The organism is Klebsiella sp. GW_Kp181 (assembly GCF_040062315.1).
GTDB lineage: Bacteria > Pseudomonadota > Gammaproteobacteria > Enterobacterales > Enterobacteriaceae > Klebsiella > Klebsiella oxytoca.
Genome location: NZ_JBEAFR010000081.1, coordinates 63,655 through 83,283, shown reverse-complemented (window position 1 = coordinate 83,283; position 19,629 = coordinate 63,655). Strand labels below are relative to the sequence as shown.

Annotated in this window: 18 protein-coding genes; 16 read left to right on the top strand and 2 right to left on the bottom strand. The window is 55.9% G+C overall.

What is annotated here, in order from left to right; translation table 11 throughout:
* Positions 1-22: 22 nt before the first annotated feature.
* From glmS to cobO, 10 genes are all read left to right on the top strand, one after another.
* Positions 23-472, top strand: a complete 450-nt coding sequence (gene glmS, locus ABLV11_RS22830) for a methylaspartate mutase subunit S (RefSeq protein ID WP_004100319.1) — start codon at positions 23-25, stop codon at positions 470-472.
* A complete protein-coding gene (gene glmL, locus ABLV11_RS22825) occupies positions 472-1,860 on the top strand; it encodes a methylaspartate mutase accessory protein GlmL (RefSeq protein ID WP_004111473.1) in 1,389 nt (462 codons plus the stop codon). The genes glmS and glmL overlap by 1 nt, the downstream gene beginning before the upstream one ends.
* Positions 1,861-1,876: 16 nt before the next feature.
* The gene (locus ABLV11_RS22820) at positions 1,877-3,322 is read left to right on the top strand and encodes a methylaspartate mutase subunit E (protein ID WP_004100317.1); all 1,446 of its coding nucleotides are present in this window, start codon (positions 1,877-1,879) and stop codon (positions 3,320-3,322) included.
* Positions 3,322-4,563 (top strand): methylaspartate ammonia-lyase, encoded by a 1,242-nt coding sequence (locus tag ABLV11_RS22815; RefSeq protein ID WP_004100316.1) that lies wholly within the window; start codon positions 3,322-3,324, stop codon positions 4,561-4,563. Before ABLV11_RS22820 ends, ABLV11_RS22815 begins: the two co-directional genes overlap by 1 nt.
* 3 nt (positions 4,564-4,566) lie before the next feature.
* The gene (locus tag ABLV11_RS22810; RefSeq protein ID WP_004100315.1) at positions 4,567-5,937 is read left to right on the top strand and encodes an acyclic terpene utilization AtuA family protein; all 1,371 of its coding nucleotides are present in this window, start codon (positions 4,567-4,569) and stop codon (positions 5,935-5,937) included.
* Entirely contained in the window at positions 5,934-6,251 is a 318-nt protein-coding gene (locus ABLV11_RS22805; protein ID WP_004100314.1) for a DUF4387 domain-containing protein, read from the top strand. The genes ABLV11_RS22810 and ABLV11_RS22805 overlap by 4 nt, the downstream gene beginning before the upstream one ends.
* Positions 6,252-6,615: 364 nt before the next feature.
* Entirely contained in the window at positions 6,616-7,923 is a 1,308-nt protein-coding gene (locus ABLV11_RS22800; RefSeq protein ID WP_004100312.1) for a dicarboxylate/amino acid:cation symporter, read from the top strand.
* Positions 7,924-7,997: 74 nt separating this feature from the next.
* Positions 7,998-8,999 carry a glutaminase A gene (gene glsA, locus ABLV11_RS22795; RefSeq protein WP_126488808.1) on the top strand — a complete coding sequence of 334 codons (1,002 nt, stop codon included), beginning with the start codon at positions 7,998-8,000 and terminating at the stop codon, positions 8,997-8,999.
* Between the two features lie 11 nt (positions 9,000-9,010).
* Positions 9,011-10,663, top strand: coding sequence for a class I fumarate hydratase (locus ABLV11_RS22790; RefSeq protein WP_004100308.1), 1,653 nt, complete (start codon positions 9,011-9,013; stop codon positions 10,661-10,663).
* Positions 10,664-10,672: 9 nt separating this feature from the next.
* The gene (gene cobO, locus ABLV11_RS22785) at positions 10,673-11,275 is read left to right on the top strand and encodes a cob(I)yrinic acid a,c-diamide adenosyltransferase (RefSeq protein ID WP_348855819.1); all 603 of its coding nucleotides are present in this window, start codon (positions 10,673-10,675) and stop codon (positions 11,273-11,275) included.
* Positions 11,276-11,595: 320 nt separating this feature from the next.
* Here the strand turns inward: cobO and ABLV11_RS22780 are convergent, their stop codons facing one another.
* Positions 11,596-12,498, bottom strand: a complete 903-nt coding sequence (locus ABLV11_RS22780) for a LysR substrate-binding domain-containing protein (protein WP_004100304.1) — start codon at positions 12,496-12,498, stop codon at positions 11,596-11,598.
* 382 nt (positions 12,499-12,880) lie between these two features.
* A complete protein-coding gene (locus ABLV11_RS22775) occupies positions 12,881-13,573 on the bottom strand; it encodes an AraC family transcriptional regulator (RefSeq protein ID WP_004111460.1) in 693 nt (230 codons plus the stop codon).
* Positions 13,574-13,951: 378 nt separating this feature from the next.
* On the opposite strand from ABLV11_RS22775, the gene otnK reads away from it, so the two are divergent.
* From otnK to ABLV11_RS22745, 6 genes are read left to right on the top strand one after another with little or no spacing between them, the layout of a single operon-like run.
* Positions 13,952-15,208, top strand: coding sequence for a 3-oxo-tetronate kinase (gene otnK, locus ABLV11_RS22770; protein WP_126488806.1), 1,257 nt, complete (start codon positions 13,952-13,954; stop codon positions 15,206-15,208).
* Positions 15,205-15,849 (top strand): aldolase, encoded by a 645-nt coding sequence (locus tag ABLV11_RS22765; protein ID WP_004111456.1) that lies wholly within the window; start codon positions 15,205-15,207, stop codon positions 15,847-15,849. Before otnK ends, ABLV11_RS22765 begins: the two co-directional genes overlap by 4 nt.
* Before the next feature lie 6 nt (positions 15,850-15,855).
* Positions 15,856-16,665 carry a DeoR/GlpR family DNA-binding transcription regulator gene (locus tag ABLV11_RS22760; protein WP_172598502.1) on the top strand — a complete coding sequence of 270 codons (810 nt, stop codon included), beginning with the start codon at positions 15,856-15,858 and terminating at the stop codon, positions 16,663-16,665.
* A complete protein-coding gene (locus ABLV11_RS22755; RefSeq protein WP_032727961.1) occupies positions 16,646-17,422 on the top strand; it encodes a TIM barrel protein in 777 nt (258 codons plus the stop codon). Before ABLV11_RS22760 ends, ABLV11_RS22755 begins: the two co-directional genes overlap by 20 nt.
* A 28-nt stretch (positions 17,423-17,450) precedes the next feature.
* Positions 17,451-18,263 (top strand): 3-keto-5-aminohexanoate cleavage protein, encoded by an 813-nt coding sequence (locus tag ABLV11_RS22750; protein ID WP_126488805.1) that lies wholly within the window; start codon positions 17,451-17,453, stop codon positions 18,261-18,263.
* A gap of 21 nt (positions 18,264-18,284) precedes the next feature.
* Positions 18,285-19,628 (top strand): bile acid:sodium symporter family protein, encoded by a 1,344-nt coding sequence (locus ABLV11_RS22745; RefSeq protein ID WP_016807950.1) that lies wholly within the window; start codon positions 18,285-18,287, stop codon positions 19,626-19,628.
* The last annotated feature ends 1 nt before the right edge of the window (position 19,629 follow it).

Here is a 19,629-nt window from a genome sequence, read left to right as displayed (position 1 = left end):
TCAGCCCTACAGAGGATTACCCATGAAGAAATCAACACTCGTTATTGGCGTCATTGGTGCTGACTGCCATGCAGTAGGCAATAAAGTCCTGGACCGCGTTTTTACTGCCCATGATTTTCGCGTAATCAATCTGGGCGTGATGGTCAGCCAGGATGAATATATTGATGCCGCCATCGAAACTGGTGCGGATGCCATCGTTGTGTCGTCGATTTACGGCCACGGCGATATCGATTGCCTGGGACTGCGCGAGCGCTGCATCGAACGCGGTATCGGCGACATTCTCCTTTACGTCGGCGGCAATCTGGTGGTCGGAAAGCATGACTTTGCCGACGTTGAAGCGAAGTTCAAAGAGATGGGTTTCAACCGCGTTTTTGCCCCCAGCCACGATCTGGAAGACGTCTGCCAGCTGATGGCAAACGACATCAACCAGCGCCATGGCGTTAAACACCCGTGTCTGGAAGAGGCCATCTGATGCAAACCGTCTCAGTCGATATCGGCTCGACGTGGACCAAGGCGGCCCTCTTCACCCAGGAGGGGGATGAGCTGACGCTGGTAAACCACGTTCTGACCCCGACAACCACCCATCACCTGGCGGAAGGCTTTTTTGCCAGCCTGAACCAGGTGCTTAACGTTGCCGATGCGCGCCCGCTGCTGAACCGCGGTGACGTCACGCTGAAATACTCCTCATCGGCCAAAGGCGGTCTTGCCGTCGCCGCGATGGGGCTGGTGCCGTCCATCACCCTGGAGTCAGCAAAAGTCACCGCCCACTCGGCGGGGGCCAAAATCGCCCAATACTACTCCTATAAACTGAATCGCCACGACATTCAGGCGCTGGAAGCCTCGCCGCCGGACATTCTGCTGTTTACCGGCGGGACCGACGGCGGTGAAGCGAGCTACGGCCTGGCTAACGCCCACGCGCTGGCGGAGTCAACGCTCGACTGCGCCATTATCTATGCCGGCAACCGCGATATTCAGGACGAGATTCAAACCATCCTCGGCCATAAAGATCTGACCACGGTAGACAATATTCTGCCCGATCTCGATCACCCGAATCCGTACGCGGCCCGCAAGGCAATATGCGATGTTTTCTTATCCCGGATCGTCAAAGGTAAAGGACTGGACGTTATCGTCGCAGAAACCGGCGAAGAGCCGATGCCAACGCCGTGGACCGTCTACGAACTGGTGAAAACCATCAGTCATTACGACAGCGCGTGGAAAGAGTTCATGCTGATCGACATGGGCGGCGCGACTACCGATGTCTACTCCGCCAGCGCCAACACGCTCTCGCCGGATACCGTTCTACACGGCGTTCCGGAGCCATATGTAAAACGCACAGTGGAAGGCGATCTCGGCATGCGCGTCTCGGCGATGGTTGTCGGTGAAAGTGCCCGGGAGCTGGTGAACGTGGTCTTTGCCCACCAGCCGCAGCGTCAGGAGGCTTTTTACCGCTACCTGCGCCATCTTGTCGCTCAGCCGGATTATCTGCCGGCCAGTGAAGAAGAAAAGTATTTCGACACCGTTCTCGCCGGGCTCTGCGTGGGCTACGCCAGCGAACGCCACGCGGGAACCAAAAAACAGGTCTGCACCTGCGTGGGCAACGTCGACCTGCAGATGGGGCGCGACCTGACCCCGGTGCGCAAAGTCGTCGGATCCGGTGGATGGCTCTCCCGCGCCAGCCGCTTTGACATCCACCGCTGGCTGAAATACCGCGAACTGGATGACGACGGCAGACGCATTCTCTTACCGACCCAGTTTGACTATTACCGCGATGCAAAAGGCCTGCTTCCGCTGCTGGCAAACGTTGCCAGGCTTTATCCCGAACTCGCCGCTCGCACCAGCATTCACTGTTTAACCCTATAAATGAAGGCAGCTACGAATGGAACTTCGAAATAAAAAATTAACCCATGACGAATTCATGACCGAGCGGCATCAGGTATTGCAGACCTGGCATACTGGCAAGGACGTTGAGCACTTCGAAGATGGCGTGAAGTACCAGCAAACTATTCCAGAGAAAAAACGCTTTTCTCACGCCCTGCTTAAGGCCGACCAGGAAGGTAAAACGTTGAGCCAGCCGCGTGCGGGCGTAGCGCTGATGGATGAACACATTGCGCTACTCAAGACGCTGCAGGAAGAGTGCGATCTACTGCCCAGTACCATCGATGCCTACACCCGCCTTAACCGTTACGAAGAAGCGGCGGTCGGCATTCAGAAGTCTATCGAAGCGGGTACCTCCAAACTCAACGGTTTACCGGTGGTTAACCACGGCGTCGCTGCCTGCCGCCGGATGACCGAAGCGCTGGAAAAACCGGTGCAGGTACGTCACGGTACGCCGGACGCGCGTCTGCTGGCGGAAATTTCCATGGCCAGCGGCTTTACCAGCTACGAAGGCGGCGGTATCTCCTACAACATTCCCTACGCCAAGCGCGTGACCCTGGAGAAGTCGATTCGCGACTGGCAGTACTGCGACCGTCTGATGGGCCTTTATGAAGAGCACGGCATTCGAATTAACCGCGAACCTTTCGGCCCGCTAACCGGCACTCTGATCCCGCCGTTTATGTCCCACGCGGTGGCGATTATCGAAGGGCTGCTGGCGCTGGAACAGGGCGTCAAATCAATTACCGTCGGCTACGGCCAGGTGGGCAGCCTGACCCAGGACATTGCAGCGATTAAGTCGCTTCGCGAACTTTCTCACGAATATTTTGGCAATTACGGTTTCGACGATTATGAGCTGAGTACCGTCTTCCACCAGTGGATGGGCGGTTTTCCGGAAGATGAATCAAAAGCGTTTGCCATTATCTCGTGGGGCGCGGCGGTGGCCGGCATGTCCGGCGCCACCAAAGTGATCACCAAGAGCCCGCATGAAGCGTTCGGTATTCCAACCGCAGCGGCCAACGCGCAGGGCCTGAGGGCCTCCCGCCAGATGCTCAATATGGTCAGCGATCAGAAGTTCCCGCCGTGCGCCGCGGTAGATCAGGAAGTGGAGCTGATAAAAAGCGAGGTACGCGCGGTACTGAAGAAAGTCTTCGAACTGGGTAACGGCGATATCGCCCGCGGTACGGTGCTGGCCTTTGAAGCGGGCGTGCTGGACGTGCCTTTTGCTCCGGCATCCTGCAACGCGGGCAAAATTCTGCCGGTTCGCGACAATTCCGGCGCCATTCGCGTGCTTGAAGCTGGCGCGGTTCCGCTGCCGAAGGACATCCTCGCCCTGCACCACGATTACGTCGCAGAACGTGCGCATTTTGAAGGTCGCAAGCCCTCATTCCAGATGGTTGTTGATGACATCAACGCGGTATCCCACAGTCAATTAATAGGAAGACCATAATGAAAATTAAACAGGCCCTTTTCACCGCTGGCTACTCCTCATTCTACTTTGATGACCAGCAGGCGATTAAAAACGGCGCGGGTCACGATGGATTCATCTATACCGGCGCGCCGGTTACCCCCGGATTTACCTCCGTGCGCCAGGCGGGTGAATGCGTTTCCGTGCAGCTAATTCTGGAAAACGGCGCGGTAGCGGTCGGTGACTGTGCCGCCGTACAGTATTCCGGCGCCGGCGGCCGCGACCCGCTGTTCCTCGCGGAAAATTTTATTCCCTTCCTCAACGATCATATTAAACCGCTGCTGGAAGGCCGGGATGTCGATACGTTCCTGCCGAACGCCCGCTTCTTCGACAAGCTGCGCATCGACGGCCAACTGCTGCATACCGCCGTCCGCTATGGTCTTTCCCAGGCGCTACTCGATGCCACGGCGCTGGCCAGCGGCCGTCTGAAGGCGGAGGTGGTTTGCGACGAATGGCAGCTGCCCTGTATCCCGGAAGCGATTCCGTTATTCGGTCAGAGCGGAGACGACCGCTATATCGCCGTGGACAAGATGATCCTCAAAGGCGTCGATGTTCTGCCGCATGCGCTGATTAACAACGTTGAAGAGAAGCTGGGTCTGAAAGGGGAGAAACTGCGCGAGTATATCCGCTGGCTGTCCGACCGCATCTTAAGCCTGCGCACCAGCCCCCGCTACCGCCCGACGCTGCATATCGATGTTTACGGCACCATCGGCCTGATTTTCGATATGGACCCGCTTCGCTGCGCCGAATATATCGCCAGCCTGGAGAAAGAGGCCCAGGGCCTGCCGCTCTATATAGAAGGCCCGGTGGATGCCGGCAACAAACCGGATCAGATCCGCATGCTGACCGCCATCACCAAAGAGCTGACCCGCCTGGGTTCCGGGGTGAAAATTGTCGCCGACGAATGGTGTAACACCTATCAGGATATCGTTGACTTCACCGATGCCGGCAGCTGCCACATGGTACAGATTAAAACCCCGGACCTCGGCGGCGTCCATAACATTGTGGACGCGGTGCTGTACTGCAACAAACATGCGATGGAAGCCTATCAGGGCGGGACCTGTAACGAAACCGAGATCAGCGCCCGCACCTGCGTTCACGTCGCGCTGGCCGCGCGTCCTGTGCGCATGCTGATCAAGCCAGGCATGGGCTTCGACGAAGGTCTTAACATCGTGTTTAACGAAATGAACCGCACCATCGCGCTGTTGCAGACTAAGGATTAAGAGATGGCTCGTACCTTTAAGATCTTATCGCCGACCGCGATTCTGGGTTATGGCTTTCCGGAAGAGAGCTTTCTTAAAGCCATGGCGGAGTCTCCTGATCTGATTGCCGTTGACGCCGGTTCATCCGATCCCGGCCCCCATTATCTGGGAGCAGGTAAACCCTTTACCGACAGAGCCGGAGTGAAACGCGATCTGCGCTATATGATCGTCGCCGGCGTAAAAAACAGTATTCCGGTGGTTATCGGCACGGCCGGCGGCTCCGGCGCGGCCCCGCACCTGGAGTGGTGCCGGCAAATCATCCATGAGATTGCGCAGGAAGAAAAACTGTCGTTTTCCATGGCGCTGATCCCGTCTGACGTCGAGAAATCCATCGTGCATCAGGCGCTGGATAACGGCAAAATCACCGCCCTCGACTTTGTGCCCGAGCTGACCCACGAAGCTATTGAAGAGAGCACCTATATCGTCGCCCAGATGGGTATCGAACCGTTCCAACGGGCGCTGGCCGCCGGCGCCCAGGTGGTGCTGGGCGGACGGGCGTACGATCCAGCCTGCTTCGCGGCGCTGCCGATTATGCAGGGCTTCGATGAGGGACTGGCCCTGCACTGCGGCAAGATCCTTGAATGCGCGGCCATTGCGGCGACCCCAGGGTCCGGCTCCGACTGCGCGATGGGGATCATCGACGACAACGGTTTTACGCTGAAAACCTTCAATCCACAGCGCAAATTCACCGAAACGTCCGCCGCGGCGCACACGTTATACGAGAAGTCCGATCCGTACTTCCTGCCGGGGCCCGGCGGCGTGCTGAACCTCAAAGGATGCAGCTTCAAAGCGGTCAACGAAGGCGAGGTGTACGTTAGCGGCTCTCGCCACGAAGAGACGCCCTACGCGCTGAAGCTGGAAGGCGCGCGTCGGGTCGGCTTTCGCTGCCTGACCATTGCCGGAACCCGCGACCCGATCATGATCGCCGGGATCGACACGATTCTTGCAGAGGTACAGGCCAGCGTGGCGCGCAACCTCTCGCTGAGTGACGACAGCATCCGCATGACTTTCCATCTGTACGGAAAGAACGGAGTGATGGGCAATCATGAGCCGATGAAAAGCGCCGGGCACGAGCTGGGGATTTTACTGGACGTCGTCGCCCCGACTCAGGATACCGCCAACAGCGTCTGTTCGCTGGTGCGCTCTACCCTGCTGCACTACGGTTATGAAAACCGCATTGCGACCGCGGGCAACCTCGCCTTCCCGTTCTCGCCTTCCGATATTCAGAGCGGCCCGGTGTATGAGTTTTCAATCTATCACCTGATTGAAGCCTGCGACGCGCTGCGCTTTGACTTCCATATTGAGCAGGTCACGCCAGAAGGAGTTCAGGCATGAAACAATCTCTATGCTCACTGGCGCAGGTGATCCGCTCCAAAAACGCCGGGCCGTATGAATTAGTTTTAGATATTTTATTTAAAACCCGGGAGGATTATCAGCGGGTAAAACGATCTGAGCAATTAACTCCGCAGCTTATTGCCAGCTTGTATAACGTGAGACCTGATTTTATTCATCGCATTGTCTGGTTTGACCCGGCTAACGCGGTAAAAATTGTCATGCCGCGGGATATTATTTCCGGCAACGTTGGCGACAATGATGTTTATGGCGCTCAGCAACATGCGCCGTTATTAAGTATTGAGTTCGATTTCTAATTCTATATCCAATGGATTTCGAGTTGCATTGAGGCGGCAACTGAAGGAGAAATTCGTCAGGAACGAATTTGAACAGCCGGAGGCTGCCTTCGGTGAGGGACATGGATGTCCCTCATTCATTCCCAGGAGCGTACATCCGTACATGACGGGGGTGAGCAAAGGCAGCCAACAAAAATGCAGCCTGAAAGACAACGGATATAAAAATACAACAACATCCCTTGGTGTACAGGATTTCGCTGTATCACTGTATTCCAGACAATTTATGCGGTTGGTCACCACAGGCGCCCGTCTGAGCGGTTTGCAGGCTCAGGCGTGCGCTGCCCTACAACACTTCACCGACTAACCTCGATCCGATGGAGTAAACATGAAAAAAATAAGTTTAACCAAAATGATCATATTAGGCCTGATACTCGGCATGATTGCCGGGGTGGCAATTAATAATATGGCATCGGCTGATACAGCAAAATCATACGCGCAGGATATTTCTATTTTCACCACCATATTTTTACGCATGGTAAAAATGATTATCGCTCCGCTGGTAATATCCACGCTGGTAGTTGGCATCGCCAAAATGGGCGATGCTAAAACGCTCGGGCGGATATTCTCGAAAACTTTTTTCCTGTTTATTTGCGCCTCGCTGCTGTCGATTGCGCTGGGGCTGGTGATCGTTAATCTGTTCCAGCCGGGGGCGGGGATTAATTTCGTCGCCCACGATGCCGGAGCGGTCGCGGCCGTTCAGTCTGAGCCCTTCACGCTGAAGGTATTTATCTCTCACGCGGTGCCGACCAGCATCGTTGATGCGATGGCGCGCAACGAAATCCTGCAAATCGTGGTGTTCTCCATTTTCCTCGGCTGTAGCCTGGCGGCTATCGGCGAAAAAGCCGAACCCATTGTGAAAGTGCTCGATTCACTGGTCCACGTAATGTTGAAGCTGACGGGCTACGTCATGCTCTTCGCGCCGCTAACCGTCTTTGCCGCTATCTCAGGGCTGATCGCCGAGCGCGGTCTGGGCGTAATGGTCAGCGCCGGTATCTTTATGGGTGAGTTCTACCTGACGCTTGGCATGCTGTGGGCGATGCTGATTGGCCTGTCGGCGGTCATTGTTGGTCCGTGCATTGGCCGTCTGACCAAAGCGATCCTTGAGCCCGCCCTGCTGGCCTTCACCACGTCCAGCTCTGAAGCCGCCTTCCCGGGCACCCTCGATAAGCTGGAAAAATTTGGCGTCTCTTCCAAAATCGCCAGCTTCGTTCTGCCCATTGGCTACTCCTTTAACCTGGTTGGCTCCATGGCCTACTGCTCGTTCGCCACGGTGTTTATCGCCCAGGCCTGCAACGTGCACCTCGGCATGGGCGAGCAGATCACCATGCTGCTGATTCTGATGCTGACCTCAAAAGGGATGGCGGGCGTACCGCGCGCCTCAATGGTGGTTATTGCCGCGACGCTGAACCAGTTCAACATTCCGGAAGCGGGCCTGATCCTGTTGATGGGCGTCGATCCGTTCCTCGATATGGGTCGCTCCGCCACCAACGTAATGAGTAACGCCATGGGCGCCGCCATCGTTGGCCGCTGGGAAGGCGAGCACTATGGAGAAGGCTGCCGCGGCACCGCCCCGGTCAAAAAACCCGAGCAGGAGCGTCCTGCCAGCGAAACGTCCGAAGTGGCGATGTCCTGACGGCAAGATGGCTATGAACCCCAGGCCGGATTTATCCGGCCCGGTTCCTCTCAATAATCTCAACAGGACATACCATGAACGTTAAATTTCTCGGCACCTGCCTGTTCACCGCCAGCTTATTGTTTAGCGGCGCCGCCGCAGCTCAGGGCGCACCGGACTACGCCAGCATTATCGAGCAGGCGCATCAGAAATATAAAAATAACCACGAGGGTAAAGTCGCCGACTACATCCCCGCTCTGGCGACCTATAGCCCGGATAATTTCGCCATTACGCTCGCGACGGTAGAAGGCAAAATTTACCAGACCGGCGACGTAAAAAAAGCGTTCCCGATGGAGTCCCTGAGCAAAGTGTTCACCCTGGCGCTGGCAATGGAGCAACGCGGACCGCAGGAAGTGTTGGATAAACTCGGCGCCAACGCCACCGGCCTGCCCTTCAATTCCGGATTAGCCGTCGAACTCACCCAAGGCGCGCCGGAGAATCCGTTAGTCAACGCCGGCGCCATGAGCACCGTGAGCCTGATTGCGGCGCAGGACAAAACCGACCGCTGGAATAAAATCCTCAACAATCTCAGCGCCTGGGCCGACAGTACGCTGAGCGTGAACGAGCCGGTATTTCAATCCGAAATGGCAACCAACCAGCATAACCAGGCGCTGGCCATGTTGATGCATTCCTACCGCAGCTTTTATGGCGATCCGCAGGAAGCCGTCGAAATCTACACCCGTCAATGTTCGGTGGATATCACCGTTGAGCAGCTCGCCAAAATGGGAGCCGTGCTGGCCAACGGCGGTAAATCGCCGTTCAACGGCAGGCAACTGCTTAACGCCAGCTATGTGCCGCAGATACTGGCGGAAATGGCGATAGCCGGGCTGTACGACGGCAGCGGCAGATGGCTGTATAGCGTCGGTATTCCGGCGAAATCCGGCGTTGCCGGCGGGATGATCGCCGTGGTGCCGGGGCGGTACGCCATCGCCGTCTACTCCCCTCCGCTGGATGCAGCCGGTAATAGCGTTCGCGCCCAGCAAACCATCGAGTACGTCGCTAAAGCGACGCAGGCCAATCTCTTTTTCGCGAAATAGTGAGATGTCACATGTCTAAACCCTTTGTCTGGCAGGAACTCTTTGTGCAGAGTAAAGATAATACGGAATATGAACTACTCAGTAATCAACATGTTAAGGTGACAGAGTTAGATGGTGAAGAGGTCATCAAGGTTGCGCCCGAAGCGTTAACGTTGCTGGCTCAGCAGGCATTTTATGAGGCTTCATTTTTCCTGCGCGCCGGACATTTAAAACAGATCGCCAGTATCCTGCACGATCCGCAGGCCAGCAGTAACGATAAATACGTTGCGCTGCAGCTGCTGCGCAACGCCGAAGTCTCGGCAAAAGGCGTGCTGCCAAACTGCCAGGATACCGGGACCGCAACCATCGTGGCGAGCAAAGGCCAGAACGTCTGGACCGGCGGCAACGATGCTGAAGCCCTGAGTCAGGGCGTCTACAACACCTTCCAGGAAAATAATTTACGCTATTCGCAAAATGCCCCCCTCGATATGTACACCGAGGTCAACACGGAGACTAACCTGCCGGCGCAGATCGACATCAGCGCCGTGCCGGGTAGCGAATACCGCTTCCTGTTCGTCAACAAAGGCGGCGGCTCGGCGAACAAAGCAGCGCTGTTTCAGGAAACAAAATCCATCCTGCAGCCGGAAAAACTCACCGCCTTCCTGATTGAAAAAATGAAAGCGCTGGGCACCGCCGCCTGTCCGCCGTACCACATCGCCTTTGTGGTGGGCGGCCTCTCGGCGGATCAGGCATTGAAGGTGGCGAAGCTGGCTTCGACCAAATATTATGACAATCTGCCCACCAGCGGAAATGCGCTGGGCCAGGCGTTTCGCGATACCGCGCTGGAGGCGACGTTGCTTAACGCCAGCCGCGAGTTCGGCATCGGCGCGCAGTTTGGCGGCAAATATTTCGCTCACGATATTCGCGTGATCCGCCTGCCGCGGCACGGCGGCTCCTGCCCTATCGCTATGGCCCTCTCCTGCTCCGCCGATCGAAACATTAAAGCCAAAATCAACAAGCACGGCATCTGGCTGGAGAAGCTGGAACATAACCCGGGCAAGTTTATTCCTGATTCTCAGCGGATAGAAAACGGGGCGCAGACCGTCCAGCTCGACCTGAATCGGCCGCTGCGCGATATCCTTCGCGATATGTCAGCCCTGCCGGTCGGTACCCGGCTGTCGCTGAGCGGTCCAATTGTCGTCGCCCGCGATATTGCCCATGCCAAAATTAAAGAGCGGCTGGATAATGGCGAACCGATGCCAGCTTACATGCGCAATCATATCGTCTACTACGCCGGACCGGCGAAAACGCCAGACAATCTTGCCTGCGGCTCGCTGGGTCCCACCACCGGCGGACGGATGGACGGGTATGTTGATGCTTTCCAGGCCGCGGGCGGGAGTCTGATCATGCTCTCAAAAGGCAACCGCAGCCCACAGGTGACCGAAGCCTGCCTGAAACACGGCGGTTTTAATCTCGGCAGCATCGGCGGTGCGGCGGCTCTGCTGGCGCAGCAGTACGTGAAAAGTTTACGCTGCCTTGAGTATCCGGAACTGGGCATGGAAGCGGTATGGATGATGGAAGTCGAAAACCTGCCCGCGTTTGTGCTGGTTGACGACAAAGGCAACAACTTCTTTAGCCAGTTCGAGCAGCAGCACCGCTGCGCCACCTGTCCGGCAGGGCACTAAGGAGCATTTATGCACGCGCGAGGTAATCCTGACCGCCATCGTCAGCGCCAGCAGAAGCTGAAAACGCAGGTTGATACCCGCGTGGCGGCGGCAACGGAGCAAAAAGGCATCTTGATCGTCTTCACCGGCAACGGTAAGGGCAAATCTACTGCCGCCTTTGGTACGGCAACGCGAGCCGTCGGACATGGTAAGCGCGTCAGCGTTGCCCAGTTCATTAAAGGCCAGTGGGATAATGGAGAGTACAATACGCTGCATCCTCTGGGCGTTGAGTTTCACATTATGGGCACCGGCTTTACCTGGGAAACGCAAAACCGGGAAACGGATATGGAGGCGGCATCGGCCGTATGGCGAGAGAGTAAGCGCATGCTGGCCGATCCGAGCTACGATCTGGTGGTGCTGGATGAGCTCACGTATATGCTGGCGTATCGCTACCTGGATCCACAGGAAGTGATTGCCGCTATTGTCAATCGTCCGCCGCAGCAGAACGTGATTGTTACCGGCCGCGGCTGCCATGCCCGCCTGCTGGAGCTTGCCGATACGGTCAGCGAACTGCGCCCGGTGAAGCACGCCTTTGACGGTGGTATTCAGGCGCAGGCAGGAATCGACTGGTAGTTTGACCCGGCTCGCGCTGCGTTCTGCTCCGTGGGCTACTCTGCGCGCTGCTCCCGGGGGCGGCGCTTGACGCGCCTTGCCCGGGCTACAGGTTCATCGCCGTTTGCAGCGCGGTAGCCCGGACAGATGCGCAGTACAGGTTCACCGCCGACTCCGGGCCGGTAGCCCGGACAGATGCGCAGCATCGCCTCCGGGGAGTTCAACGACTCTGCTCTCTACTGGGCTACTCTGCGCGCTGCTCCCGGCGCGGCGCTCAACGCGCCTTGCCCGGGCTACGGGTTCACCGCCGTCTGCGGGCCGGAAGCCCGGGCAAAGCGCCGTCAGGCAGCCGACACCACCGATTTTTGCAGCAGCCAGTCGCGAAATACCTGCAAATGACGGGATTCCGTTTTATCCTCCTGCCACGTCATAATAAAACGGTTACCGGTACGAATCGGCACATCGCAGGGGATCACCATCTCACCGCTATCCAGGTCATGCTGAATGGCAAAACGCGGCAGTAGCGCGACTCCCAGATTTGAACGCACTGCCGCAATCAGCATCGAGAGCAGATCGAAACGTGGACCGATGTTGATCTGCGGGCTGGTGATATTCGACAACGCAAACCACTCCTGCCAGCCGTGAATCCGCGTGCTTTGATGCAGCAGCGGAAATTCGCCCAGCAGCTCCTCCACCGCCAGCTTTTGCCCGGGTTCCGACAGCAGTCCGCAGCCGCACACCGGCAAAATTTCCTCTTCAAACAGATACTCCACTTCAGACCACGGCGAGCAAAAATCCTCGCGCATAATGGCGGCATCGTACTCGCGGCTCAGAAAATCACTCATGCTGGCCAGCGAATGAATATTAACGATGATGTCAGGATTTAATTTATTAAACTCGCGCAGGTTGGGGATCAGCCAGTGGGTGCTAAAGGTGGGATTAACGGCCAGTTCAAGAACCTGCACCGTCGGTTGCCAGGTCATAATCGAATTGGTATCACGCTCCAGTTTGTTCAACGTTTCTTTAACGATAGACAAATAATGCTTGCCGGCCTCATTTAAAAAAATCCTTTTTTTAGCATGATTAAATAATGACGTATGGAGGAAATCCTCCAGCGCCGTGACCTGTCGGAACACGGCGCTTTGTGTTAAAGCCAACTCTTCCGCTGCCCGGGTATAACTTTCATGGCGAGCCACAACCTCAAAAGTCACCAGTAATTCAGTTTTCGGTATTTTTCCTCTCATAACGTCTTCCATTTACGGCGTGCAAAAATTGTTTAATAGATAAAAAAAGCGCGCAAGGACATCAGGTTAGCCCCCGGTGTTATATTTTATTTTACCGTCAGGTGTCATTGATCTATTCCATGATTAATGCATACTATCACTGATCAAATAATAACCAATGATACCCAGGCGCTACAATAAAGACAATTTAAACAACGTGATTGCTGCACAATTAAAAGCATTAAGTTGTCAATGTTTTTTCACGTTAACTTGTTTATTAGCGAAGACATGAAGAGAGCCACTGGGAATTAATTACCTGGCCATGGGCATAATTGAAAAATTCCGCGATCGGGCACACATTATGAATGCTCCAGGAAAAATCTGTATTAGCCTGAATTCGAGGCTAACCGATGCGAGGTGAAGATCTCCAGAGGTTCCGTTCGCGGAACGACTGGGGGGTCGTACGGTGAGCAGCGCGGAACACCCGGCAAAAGTAGCTGGTTTGCGCAAACTGAAGCTTACGCGCCACGCTGTCTATGGAATTAGCCGGGTCCCCGAGCAGCTCTCCGGCACGCTGCATTTTCTTCTGATTGACCCACACCTTAAAATTTACGCCCTGACGCTTTTTAAAAAAACGGCTGAAGTAGTTAGCGCTGAGACAAACATGGGCGGCAACAGATTCCAGAGACAGCTCATCATATAAATGTTCATCAATATAGCGCAGCGCAGCCGCCAGTTTTATTTCATGCGGCGATTTTTGCGCATAATAAAAAGTGCTCTTTTGTCGCGCCAGTCTCGCACCTTCCTCCTCTGCTTCTTCCATCGCTGAGTAATGACTAACGATGAAATGCAGTAGCCTTATCGCCGCCGAGCGATGATTATTATCGGTTGCTGCTCGATGGTCAAAAATAATATACCCGCATATTTCATTGCTTTGAACCAGCGGTAGGGAAAAGAACTCTGCCCCCGCATAGCAATCGGGCAAGCGACCGTCGGTTACCTTAATAACCGTCGCCGTCAGCCCCGTTGCCCGCGAAAAAACATCTGTTAACGAACTAAAAAAAACGATGCCATTATCCCTTTTATTTTCCGCCATCTTATTCTCCGTAAGCTTTTGCAAGCGGTTAATATGCAAAATATTACGGATAAAAAGGATGATGACTGACGCAAAAAATAATCTCATTTAAACAGATGAATATGATCAAAATGCACAACCGTTACGCCGGTTCAGGAGGACGATGCCTGAGAGCTGCCCGCGCTCAGGCGGCCAGCGTTCTCAAACTTTAACGAATCTTCACAGAAAACTGTGAGCACAAATTTCTGACCGACAAATGATTAATTGTTATATTTCATAAAGTTATACAAATATCATGCGTTTTCGTGATGTTGTTGTTTGTGAGAATCATCATGTGAATGTGAAATGCCCTCCTGAATAATAGGTTCAATGTGAAAACAACTTGAACGGAGTGGATCCATGGCCGTCACTACAGGCGTTATCGCCGACGATTTTACCGGCGCAACGGATATAGCAAGCTTTATGGCTGAACAGGGCTGGCGAGTCGCGCTGCTGCCCGGCATGCCCGATATCACTCAGAGCTGGAACGAAGAGGTTGACGCTATCGTCATCTCGTTGAAGAGCCGCGCTTTACCGGCAGAACAGGCCGTCGCCCAGTCCCTGGCCTGCGCCCGCTGGCTAAGACAAAACGCCGGCGTCCGCCAGCTCTATTTCAAGTATTGCTCAACCTTTGATTCCACGCCGGCGGGCAACATCGGCCCGGTAAGCGATGCGCTGATGAACGACATTCAGGCCCCGCTAATCGTTCACTGCCCCGCTCTGCCGCAAAACGGGCGCACGGTGGTCCACGGCCATCTGTTTGTGAACGGGGTGCTGCTTAACGAATCCGGTATGGAAAAACATCCGCTAAATCCGATGACCGATGCCAGCGTACCGCGCCTGCTGGCCGCGCAGACGGCCAGCCCGGTTGGGCACATTGCTCTCAATACGATTCGCAGCGGTGTGGAAGCGGTCACTTACGCCTTAGCACACTATCAGACTGAAGGGACGCGCCATGTGATTGTCGATACGCTGGACGGCACCGATCTCCATACCCTGGCTCAGGCGCTGCAGGAGTATCCGCTGCTGGCCGGAGGTTCCGGTCTCGGCGGCGCGCTGGCCGCTAACGCTGGTGGTCATCCTGTTGCGTCGCCGCACCGCTTTCCCTCTCCCGCCAGAGCAGTCGTGTTCTCCGGCAGCTGTTCGACGATGAGCAACCGCCAGGTCAACCGCTATAAAGCCCAGGCGGCATCCTGTTTGCTTGACGTTGCCCGCTGCCTGTCGGATACCGAAAGCTACAGCGACGAACTGTCTACCTGGGCGATGGCGCATATCAGCGACCCGCTCGCGCCGCTACTTTATGCCACCCAGCCGCCAGAGGCGCTACAGCGCATTCAGCAGGAATACGGCGAACAGGCCGCCAGTCGGGCAATCGAACGCACTTTCGCCCGGCTGAGCGCCAAACTTCTGGCTGCAGGCGTCAACACCTTTATTGTCGCTGGCGGAGAAACCTCCGGCACCGTCGTGGAAGCGCTACAGGTGAAGCGCCTGGCCGTCGGCAGAGCGATCGCGCCGGGCGTACCCTGGGTCTTCTCCTCCGGCCTGGCGCTGGCCCTGAAGTCAGGCAACTTTGGCGACGAAGATTTCTTTTTTACGGCCCAGGAGTATCCATCATGAATCCGGTGAGTGAACACCAACTCCGCGAACAGCTGGTCCACTATGGGCGCTCGCTGTTTATGCGCGGCTACAGCAGCGGCGGTTCCGGCAATCTCAGCGTGAAGCTGCCGGACGGCGGCTATCTGGTGACCCCAACCAATTCCTGTCTGGGTGAACTGCAGGCCGCCACCCTGAGTCGACTGGATGCCGATGGCGTGCATCTCAGCGGCGATAAGCCGTCAAAAGAGGTCCCTATGCATCTGGCGTGGTACCGCCACCGGCCTTCCTGCGGGGCCGTAGTACATCTGCACTCTCCGTGGCTGACCGCGCTCTCCTGTCTACCGTGCGCCACGCCGGAAAACTGCCTGCCGCCGCTAACGCCGTACTACGTGATGCGCGTCGGACGGCTGCCGCTGCTGCCCTATTTCAAACCCGGACACGAGGGCATTGCCAGCGCGCTCAGTGACATCGCCGCAGACCATACGGCGGCGCTACTGGCCAACCACGGGCCGGTAGTGAGCGGTCGCTCGCTGCGCGAGGCGGTGTTTAACGCCGAAGAACTGGAAGACAGCGCCCGTATCTGGCTGACCTTAAAACCGCTCGGCTATGTCCCGCTCTCAGAAGCAGCGGTGGCCGAACTCGAACAATCCCGACAGGCCTGAGGTGCGATGATGATCCCGGAACAACGGCGCGACTTTATTTACCGCTACGTGCATGAAAAAAACGCCGCCTCCTTCAATGAACTGGCGGAGCTGATGAGCGTGTCGCATATGACGGTACGCCGCGACATTCAGCTGCTGGAAGAAGAAGGCAAGGTTATCGCCATTAACGGCGGCGTGAAGCTCAATAACCTGCTTAAATCCGAGCTGCCGTGGCGAGAGAAAGCGGAGTTGCATCATGAAGTAAAACGCAAAATGGGCCAGCTGGCGGCGATGCTCATCGAGCCGGGTCAAACGCTCTACCTCGATGCCGGCACCTCGTTGTTTGAAGTGGCGAAAGCGGTGGCCGCCAGCCGCTGTTTTAACCTGACGGTCGTCACCAACGACTTTTCCATCAGCCACTACCTGATGGATATGCCGCATATCACGCTCTATCACACCGGCGGCCTGGTGGACCAGCGCAACCGCTCAAGCATTGGTAAAAGCGCCGCCAGCTTTCTTCGCACCATTAATATTGACGTGGCATTTCTGAGCTCCTCTTCGTGGGATACCGAACGCGGGATGTCAACGCCGAGCGAAGGGAAAGCCTCGGTCAAGGAGGCGGTGCTCACCGTTTCCCGGCGTCGGGTACTGGTCTGCGATAGCAGTAAATTTGGCAAATACGGCATGTTCCATATCTGCGGGCTGGAGCAATTGACCGATATTGTTTCTGATAACCGGCTACCGGAGGATGCGCAACACACTATTGCCAGCCAGGGGGTGAAGCTGCATCTGGTAGATAGCCGGGAGGATGCGCATCATGCTGAAGCTCGCGGCTAACCTCGATTGGCTATTTACCGATTTACCGATAGCGGCACGTTTCCAGGCGGCAAAAGCGGCCGGTTTTCACGGCATTGAAGGGCTATTTCTCTGGCAACACCCGCTGGAACAGCTGCAGGCGGCACAGCGGCAAACGTCTCTACCGCTGGTGCTGATGAACGCTCCGGCAGGCAACTGGTCTCAGGGTGAACGCGGGCTGGCAGCGCTACCCGGGCGCGAAGAGGAGTTTCACCGCAGTCTGGAGCGGGCTCGTCATTATGCCACGGCGCTGGGCTGCCGCCGGGTTCACGTTATGGCGGGCTTGCGCTGCGATGCTCTGACGCATCAGGCCCAGCTTGAGCTCTTGCGCAACAGGCTGCGTATCGCCTGCGATGTGCTGGCTGTTGCGGGAATAGACGTGCTGATTGAACCATTAAACTCGCAGGATATGCCCGGCTATTTTATTGATAGCTTTCCGCTGGCCGCAGCAATCATTGACCAGGTCGCCAGGAACAATATCGGTTTACAGTTTGATATTTATCACTGCCAGAAAATTCACGGCAACGTCGCCAAAAATATTGAACGCTACTTTACGCTTATCAAACATATTCAAATTGCTTCCGTTCCTTATCGCCATGAACCTGGGACCGGCGAATTAAATGAAGCATGGTTATTCGATTTTATTAAAAAAATGAACTACAAGGGCTGGATTGGTTGTGAATATCAACCCTCAACATCAGGCCCCGAATCATTACGCTGGATAACGCCTTACCTGTAATTTTAATCTCTCTGTACCGGAGGAAAATATGTCGGATACCGTTATTATCTCGCTGGCACCCGTTGCCGCGGATTGCCCTCGAGTTATACCCGAAGAACTGGCGCAGGAAATACTCGCCAGCGTAGAATATGGCGCGGCGATTGTTCATCTGCACGTCCGTGATAAGCAGGGGTGTCTGACGCCGGACACCGTCGATTTTCAGGCCACAATCGACCCTGTGATGCGCCATTCAAACCTGATAATTCAGGCCTCTACCGGCGGCGTCTCTTCGCTGTCCATCGCCGAACGCTGCGCGCCCCTGGCCTGCTCAGGAGTGGAGATGGCGTCGCTTAACGTCGGCTCCGTTAACCTTGGCGATGCCGTTTACTTTAATCCCGGCCCGGACGTCGAATATTGTGCAAGACAAATCATCGCGCATAACATAATTCCCGAATTTGAAGTTTTCGAAATTGGCATGATTAATAACATCCTGGCTCTGCAGGAAAATATCAAATTCAAAACCCCGATGCTGTTTAATATTGTACTGGGGCATCGCGGCAGTACCCCCGCCACGATTGATACATTAATTGCCATGCGCAGCATGCTCCCCCGCGAGGCCTTATGGGGAATAACGCATTTTGGCAGAAAGAATTTCGATATTATCGCTGCCGCGGTCGCCATGGGCGCCAGCGAGGTTCGAATTGGCTTTGAGGATAGCTATTATTTAAGCGCAGAAGAAAAAGCCCAGAATAACTATCAGCAGGTCGCCAAACTCGCCACCCTGATTCGCAGCATGGATAAGAAAGTCGCCACGCCCGACATTGCGCGGCAAATGTTATCTATTCCCCCCCGGCAGCAATAACAACAGAAAGGACATTTCGCTATGACTATGACCACTGTTATTCACAAAACCGGTCTCGGCGTCAGCATCGCCGGAGCCGCCCTGGCGGCGGTTGGCGCGCTGATGCATTCACCCGCGCTCTGGCAGCCTGGGCTGGTGATGTTCACCGCCGGTTTTGCGGCGGGAGCAGGATACTGGCCGGGGTTACGCAGCTATCAGTTTACCTTGTGGATCATCGCCGGTTTCGTTGCCGCGATGACCTGGTCTACGGATCTGATCGTCTGGGGCGGCTTTAACATCACCCATAAATGGATCGTTTTCCTGGTCATCCAGGCCACTATGTTCAGCATGGGCACCAAGCTGACGATCCAGGATTTTATCGATGTCGCCAAAATGCCGTGGGCGGTGTTTATCGGTACCTTCTGCCATTTTGTCATTATGCCCCTGCTCGGCCTGACCATTACCCTGGTCTTCAACTTTCCGCCGGAAGTCGCGGTGGGCATCCTGCTGATTGGCGCGTGTCCCAGCGGCCTCTCTTCGACGGTGATGGTTTACATCGCCAACGCTAACCTGGCGCTGGCGGTATCGATAGCGGCAGTATCAACCCTGGCGGCCACGGTGATGACGCCGCTGTGGGTTAACCTGCTGGCGGGCTCGATGATCGATATTCAGCTGACCGCAATGGTGATGGACGTGGTGAAAATCGTGCTCATCCCGATCGGCGCGGCGATCTTACACGACTACCTGAAAACCTACGCCAGTATACGCGGCCGCCGTATTGTGCAGGGACTGGCCGGGCTCGGCGCTCTGTGGCTGCTGTATATGAGCGCCGGAGGCTGGAACACGCTGTTCGCCAGCGCCGGCGCCGAAGCGCAAATGTACGCCGTGGTTGTCAACTTCGTGGCTGGCGGTCTCGTCTGGGCGCTGTTTTACAACTGGCTGTATGGTCGCGTTGAAGGTATTAAGAAAATCATGCCGACTATCTCGATGATAGGGATTATTTTCTTCACGACCACCGCCGCCGCTGCGGGACGCGACAACCTGGTGCAGGTCGGCTTCCTGCTCTGTTTCGCCATGCTGATGCATAACCTCGGCGGTTTCCTGATTGGTTATCTGATGAGTCGCTGGATCTTTCGCATGGACGTACAGTCCGCCCGTACCGTGGCCTTTGAAGTCGGACTGCAAAACGGCGGAATGGCGTCGGGGCTTGCCGCCGCGATGGGCAAGCTGGCAACAGTGGGCCTTGCTTCCGCGGTGATGACTCCGCTTGGCAACGTCAGCGGCTCGCTGCTGGCGAACTACTGGCGCAAAAAGGACGCCCGACAGGCGCAGGCCGCCGCGAACAACCCCGCTCAAACCGTTTCTGAACATCTTTCAAAAGGATAAT

What these genes read in the sequence shown, in the direction of transcription:
- cobO (WP_348855819.1), top strand. Translation starts at nt 10,673, where the DNA reads ATGCACGCGCGAGGTAATCCTGACCGCCATCGTCAGCGCCAGCAGAAG.
- ABLV11_RS22800 (WP_004100312.1), top strand. Translation starts at nt 6,616, where the DNA reads ATGAAAAAAATAAGTTTAACCAAAATGATCATATTAGGCCTGATACTC.
- glmL (WP_004111473.1), top strand. Translation starts at nt 472, where the DNA reads ATGCAAACCGTCTCAGTCGATATCGGCTCGACGTGGACCAAGGCGGCC.
- ABLV11_RS22805 (WP_004100314.1), top strand. Translation starts at nt 5,934, where the DNA reads ATGAAACAATCTCTATGCTCACTGGCGCAGGTGATCCGCTCCAAAAAC.
- ABLV11_RS22810 (WP_004100315.1), top strand. Translation starts at nt 4,567, where the DNA reads ATGGCTCGTACCTTTAAGATCTTATCGCCGACCGCGATTCTGGGTTAT.
- ABLV11_RS22820 (WP_004100317.1), top strand. Translation starts at nt 1,877, where the DNA reads ATGGAACTTCGAAATAAAAAATTAACCCATGACGAATTCATGACCGAG.
- ABLV11_RS22790 (WP_004100308.1), top strand. Translation starts at nt 9,011, where the DNA reads ATGTCTAAACCCTTTGTCTGGCAGGAACTCTTTGTGCAGAGTAAAGAT.
- glmS (WP_004100319.1), top strand. Translation starts at nt 23, where the DNA reads ATGAAGAAATCAACACTCGTTATTGGCGTCATTGGTGCTGACTGCCAT.
- ABLV11_RS22815 (WP_004100316.1), top strand. Translation starts at nt 3,322, where the DNA reads ATGAAAATTAAACAGGCCCTTTTCACCGCTGGCTACTCCTCATTCTAC.
- ABLV11_RS22765 (WP_004111456.1), top strand. Translation starts at nt 15,205, where the DNA reads ATGAATCCGGTGAGTGAACACCAACTCCGCGAACAGCTGGTCCACTAT.
- ABLV11_RS22745 (WP_016807950.1), top strand. Translation starts at nt 18,285, where the DNA reads ATGACTATGACCACTGTTATTCACAAAACCGGTCTCGGCGTCAGCATC.
- ABLV11_RS22750 (WP_126488805.1), top strand. Translation starts at nt 17,451, where the DNA reads ATGTCGGATACCGTTATTATCTCGCTGGCACCCGTTGCCGCGGATTGC.
- otnK (WP_126488806.1), top strand. Translation starts at nt 13,952, where the DNA reads ATGGCCGTCACTACAGGCGTTATCGCCGACGATTTTACCGGCGCAACG.
- ABLV11_RS22755 (WP_032727961.1), top strand. Translation starts at nt 16,646, where the DNA reads ATGCTGAAGCTCGCGGCTAACCTCGATTGGCTATTTACCGATTTACCG.
- ABLV11_RS22760 (WP_172598502.1), top strand. Translation starts at nt 15,856, where the DNA reads ATGATGATCCCGGAACAACGGCGCGACTTTATTTACCGCTACGTGCAT.
- ABLV11_RS22775 (WP_004111460.1), bottom strand. Translation starts at nt 13,573, where the DNA reads ATGGCGGAAAATAAAAGGGATAATGGCATCGTTTTTTTTAGTTCGTTA.
- glsA (WP_126488808.1), top strand. Translation starts at nt 7,998, where the DNA reads ATGAACGTTAAATTTCTCGGCACCTGCCTGTTCACCGCCAGCTTATTG.
- ABLV11_RS22780 (WP_004100304.1), bottom strand. Translation starts at nt 12,498, where the DNA reads ATGAGAGGAAAAATACCGAAAACTGAATTACTGGTGACTTTTGAGGTT.